Source organism: Sphaerospermopsis aphanizomenoides BCCUSP55 (genome assembly GCF_001586785.1).
Taxonomy (GTDB): domain Bacteria; phylum Cyanobacteriota; class Cyanobacteriia; order Cyanobacteriales; family Nostocaceae; genus Sphaerospermopsis_A; species Sphaerospermopsis_A aphanizomenoides_A.
Genome location: NZ_LUFH02000187.1, coordinates 1 through 4413 on the forward strand (window position 1 = coordinate 1; position 4413 = coordinate 4413).

The window sequence follows — 4413 nt, forward strand, 5'->3', positions numbered from 1 at the left end:
CTCCCCAATCCCCAGTAAGTATTTATTCCTAAAAATCAGGTGTTTCCAGGGCAACAATGAAGCAAAAAACACAATAAATCCTGAAATCTATATAAATTAATGCTTTCATCTGTTCACTTCTGGCTACAACACCTTAGAATGATTCATTGAAAAGTCGAGCCAATCAGATTTACAGCGGTTTTGAGTGTAAATACTCTTAAAGGACGATTTTTGTAATTCTGCCAACAGAGATTTCCGTAAAGATGCGACAAATTACATCTTGAAAAAATCTCCAGTAAACCTCTCAAGGAGTTTGATTATGAACAAGGGTGAATTAGTTGATGCAGTGGCTGAAAAGGCTAGTGTGACTAAAAAGCAAGCAGATGCAGTTTTAAGTGCCGCTATAGACACTATCATTGAGGCTGTTGCTTCTGGTGATAAAGTCACCTTGGTGGGATTTGGTTCTTTTGAATCACGGGAACGCAAAGCTCGTGAAGGTCGCAACCCCAAAACCAATGAAAAAATGGAAATACCAGCAACTAAGGTTCCGGCCTTCTCTGCTGGGAAACTATTTAGAGAAAGGGTAGCACCCCCAAAAGAGTAGGTTCTGTTCTAGGAAATCTATTTTTGATGCGGCAAAAAGCACACGGGGGAAATTTAGCTTGGGCAGCAGCATTAGCTGGCTGTCCCCCTGATGCTATTGTGGATTTTTCTGCCAGCATTAGCCCGTTGGGACCACCAAACAGCATCATTGCTGCGATTGTGTCCCAACTTGGTAATCTTAAACACTATCCAGACCCAGATTATAGTGAACTAAAACTCGCTCTGGGTCACTTTCATCAACTACCCTCTGAGTGGATTCTGCCGGGAAATGGTTCAGCAGAATTACTGACTTTGATCGGTAGGGAATTAGCCCAACTAACGGCAACAGTGTTAATTACTCCAGCCTTTGGCGACTACTACCGCACCCTAGCGGCTTATAACGCTAAAGTGCTGGAGTTTCCGGTTGATTTGAAAATAGGGAACAGGGAAGAGGGAAGAGGGAACAGTGAAGAGGGAAGATTAATTGTCCCCATCTCCCTATTTCCCCATCTTCCTATCTCCCCATCCCACGAATACGGGTTACTGCTAAATAACCCACACAACCCGACGGGGAAGCTATTTTTACGAGATGATATTTTGCCCTATCTCCAAGATTTTGCTTTGGTGGTGGTGGATGAAGCATTTATGGATTTTCTGCCACCTGATCAGGAACAAAGCCTGATTGGGTTGGTGCAGGAATATGAGAATTTGGTGATATTACGATCGCTCACTAAATTTTACAGTTTACCGGGATTAAGGTTAGGATATGCGATCGCTCACCCTGACCGTTTGGCTAAATGGCAATCATGGCGAGATCCTTGGCCTGTAAATACCTTAGCCGCTGCCGCCGCAATAGCAGCACTACAAGATACAGAATTTCAACAACTAACCTGGAAATGGCTACCACAGGCACGAAATCAACTTTTTCAAGGTTTAGCCTCTATTCCCGGTTTAAAACCCTTAGAAGGTGCTGTTAACTACCTATTGGTAGAGTCCCAACAGTCTACCTCTGAGTTACAAACAAAATTACTCCGACAACACCAGATTTTAATTCGTGATTGTCTAAGCTTTAAAGAATTAGGCGATCGCTTTTTCCGCGTTGCTGTCCGTTCTGAATCTGATAATCAACGCCTACTAACAGCCCTCAATTTAGTTATCAGGTGACAGTTGACAGGTGACAGAAAGAAAGCAGGGAAAGCAAGGGAGGCAGGGGAGGCAGGGGAGGCAGGGGAAGATTAATAACCCAATGCCCAATGCCCAATGCCCAATGCCCAATGCCCAATGCCCAATGACCAATGACTAATGACTAATGACTAATGACTAATGAAAATTGATTACGATATTGTAATTGTTGGCGGTAGTATTGCCGGATATCAAGCTGCCTTAACTGCAACTCAACTACACGCCAAAGTTGCCTTGGTACAGCCTCAACTCAACTATAAATTTAATTATCATTACCCACTGGGTGAAATTGGTAAAATGTCCCAGCAGTGCCAAGATATGACAAATCTGGGAGTGATAAGCCAACAAGTAAATACAACAGCAGATATTGACTTGGATGACGTGAGTAGTGATACTACATTAGTACAAAAATCAGAACTATCAAGACCTCAAGCCAACTACGTTAATAATTGGAAACAGGCGATAATTTATGCTGATGCGATCGCCACAAATCTCAACCAAGTTAATTCTCTTGCTAATTTAGCTGCTCAAGGTGTTGATGTCATTATTGGTAATGGTCAATTTCAATCTTCTCCTCAACTTAGTTTTGCGGTTAATGATCGAATTTTAAACGCCCGTACTTATTTACTGGCTTGTGGTTCACGTCCCCAAATTCCTGATATTGCAGGTTTAAAAACTACTGGTTATCTAACTCTTGCTGATGTTTGGCAATCTTTAGAAAAACCAAACCCGCCAAAAAATTGGGTAATTCTGGGTGGCTTACCCCAAAGTATGGAAATTGCCCAAACATTAGCTCGTTTAGGTTGCAGCATCAATTTAATTTTGAATTATCCCAGCGTTCTTTCTCATCTTGATCCAGAAATAGCCCAATTATTGATTGCACAATTAGAAGCTGATGGTGTGCGTGTCTTGACCCAAACAACAGTAACTCAAGTGCGGCGAATTGAAGATAAAAAATGGGTTCAAGCTGGAGACAAAGCCATTGAGACGGATGAGATTTTAGTGGCAACTAGACAAAAACCAAATCTAGAATCATTCAATTTAGCAGCAGTAGGAGTGAAATGGAATTCACGCCGTTTATTAGTTAATGAAAAACTCCAAACTACTAACCAACGCATTTACGCTTGTGGCGATGTCATAGGTGGTTATGATATTGTCAATATTGCTAATTATGAAGCTAAAATCGCCATAAAAAATGCTTTATTTTTTCCTAAATTTGCAGTTAATTACCATTTCATTCCTTGGGCAATCTCTTCTCAACCGATGGTAGCACAGGTAGGGTTAACAGAGACACAAGCTAAAAAAAGATATAGTAAAAATGAAATTTTAGTTTTAAAACAATATTTTAAATCAATCACAGCCGCCCAAATAAAAAATGAAATTACCGGTATTTGTAAATTAATTGTTTTGGAAAATGGCAAGATTTTAGGATGTTCTATATTAGGTGCAGAAGCGGGAGAGCTAATTAATTTAATCGCCTTAGCAATGTCACAAAATCTGAAAATTCAAAATTTAGAACATTTAACACCTATTTATCCGAGCTTTTCAGAAATTTTAGAACAAACTGTAAGAGAATGGAATCAACAAAAGCTAAATAAAAACCATACTTTACAAGAGTTTTTACAAAGCTTCTTTCATTTTCGCCGCGATTGGAATTTATAACAGGTGACAGGTGACAGGTGACAGGTGACAGGTGACAGGTGACAGGGTACAGTGAGAAATCCGGGTTTAAGAGTCTAAGTTTTAGTTTTGGCGAATGTCCTAACTACCTGGACATTGTTAAACCTTAAAACCTAATAATAGCCAGGGTTTCACTCTTGCCTTTTGCCTCTTGCCTTTTGCCTTCTGCTATAAGTCTTGATTAGCTATAAATTCATTGTTCATTAGGGAAATTTGGAGTTGTTATTTGGTTTTTCACTATTTTGCTTGAGATTTCTGTCTGTGAAGGAAACACTACCGATACCTTGTAGAATACCACGCGCAACTAACCCTAAACCACGACCAATTATTTGCGTGAGAATAAAAACGATTCCACTACCTAAAAAAGATAATAAAGATTGTATTCGTGGTGCGATCGCATCCCGAAATTCTAGCACCAATGTCACCATGAGAGGAAAACCAGCAAGCTGTGCTAACTCTTGATTTCGAGGTGCATAAATTGAAATTTTGGCGATACCACGAGGTGCAAACACAAATAGTTCATAGCGACTTTCAAAAATAGCACGGGGTTCATTGACATAATTATTTAATCTGTATTTCCAAGATAAATTGTTTCTAAAGCGTTCAATTTCTCTTGTAGAAATCAAGTGTCGGGCATAAAAATTTTGTTTAATTATTTCTACATCTGCTAAAAAATTTAATAATGGTTGTAATACTCCATTGCCAACCTGAATCAACAAGTTCTCTAATATCATTGATGCTTGTGAATTTGCTGTCTCGCTTCCTGCTGGATAAGATGCATTATCAACATACAAATCCGTTTGCCACAGTAGATAAGACAACAATTCCTCAAGCAAAGGAATTTTATTGAGAATTTCAGTTTCTACACCTATTGCATTGTTTAACAAAAATTCTGCTATCTCTATATTGGTATCTTCTAGATTTAGCTGAGGAAATTTACCATAGAAATCTTTAATAGCTGACTGCCATAAATTATTTAATATCTTGTTT

4 protein-coding genes are annotated in these 4413 nt (G+C 39.2%); 3 read left to right on the plus strand and 1 reads right to left on the minus strand.

All coding sequences use genetic code 11. The annotated features are described in order from the left end of the window. Nucleotides 1-298 precede the first annotated feature (298 nt). From A0J48_RS25900 to A0J48_RS25910, 3 genes are all read left to right on the plus strand, one after another. Nucleotides 299-583 carry an HU family DNA-binding protein gene (locus A0J48_RS25900; RefSeq protein WP_190563584.1) on the plus strand — a complete coding sequence of 95 codons (285 nt, stop codon included), beginning with the start codon at nucleotides 299-301 and terminating at the stop codon, nucleotides 581-583. A 26-nt stretch (nucleotides 584-609) separates the two neighbouring features. Further along, a complete protein-coding gene (cobD, locus tag A0J48_RS25905) occupies nucleotides 610-1725 on the plus strand; it encodes a threonine-phosphate decarboxylase CobD (RefSeq protein WP_200327447.1) in 1116 nt (371 codons plus the stop codon). Between the two features lie 159 nt (nucleotides 1726-1884). Continuing rightward, a complete protein-coding gene (locus tag A0J48_RS25910; protein WP_200327448.1) occupies nucleotides 1885-3405 on the plus strand; it encodes a dihydrolipoyl dehydrogenase family protein in 1521 nt (506 codons plus the stop codon). 221 nt (nucleotides 3406-3626) lie between these two features. Here A0J48_RS25910 and A0J48_RS25915 read toward each other — a convergent pair. Beyond that, on the minus strand, nucleotides 3627-4413 hold a 787-nt coding region (locus tag A0J48_RS25915), incomplete at its 5' end, for a DUF3685 domain-containing protein (protein WP_200327449.1).

Bases quoted from the DNA above. Each gene is read 5' to 3' on its own strand.
- A0J48_RS25900 (WP_190563584.1), top strand. From the start codon at position 299: ATGAACAAGGGTGAATTAGTTGATGCAGTGGCTGAAAAGGCTAGTGTG.
- cobD (WP_200327447.1), top strand. From the start codon at position 610: ATGCGGCAAAAAGCACACGGGGGAAATTTAGCTTGGGCAGCAGCATTA.
- A0J48_RS25910 (WP_200327448.1), top strand. From the start codon at position 1,885: ATGAAAATTGATTACGATATTGTAATTGTTGGCGGTAGTATTGCCGGA.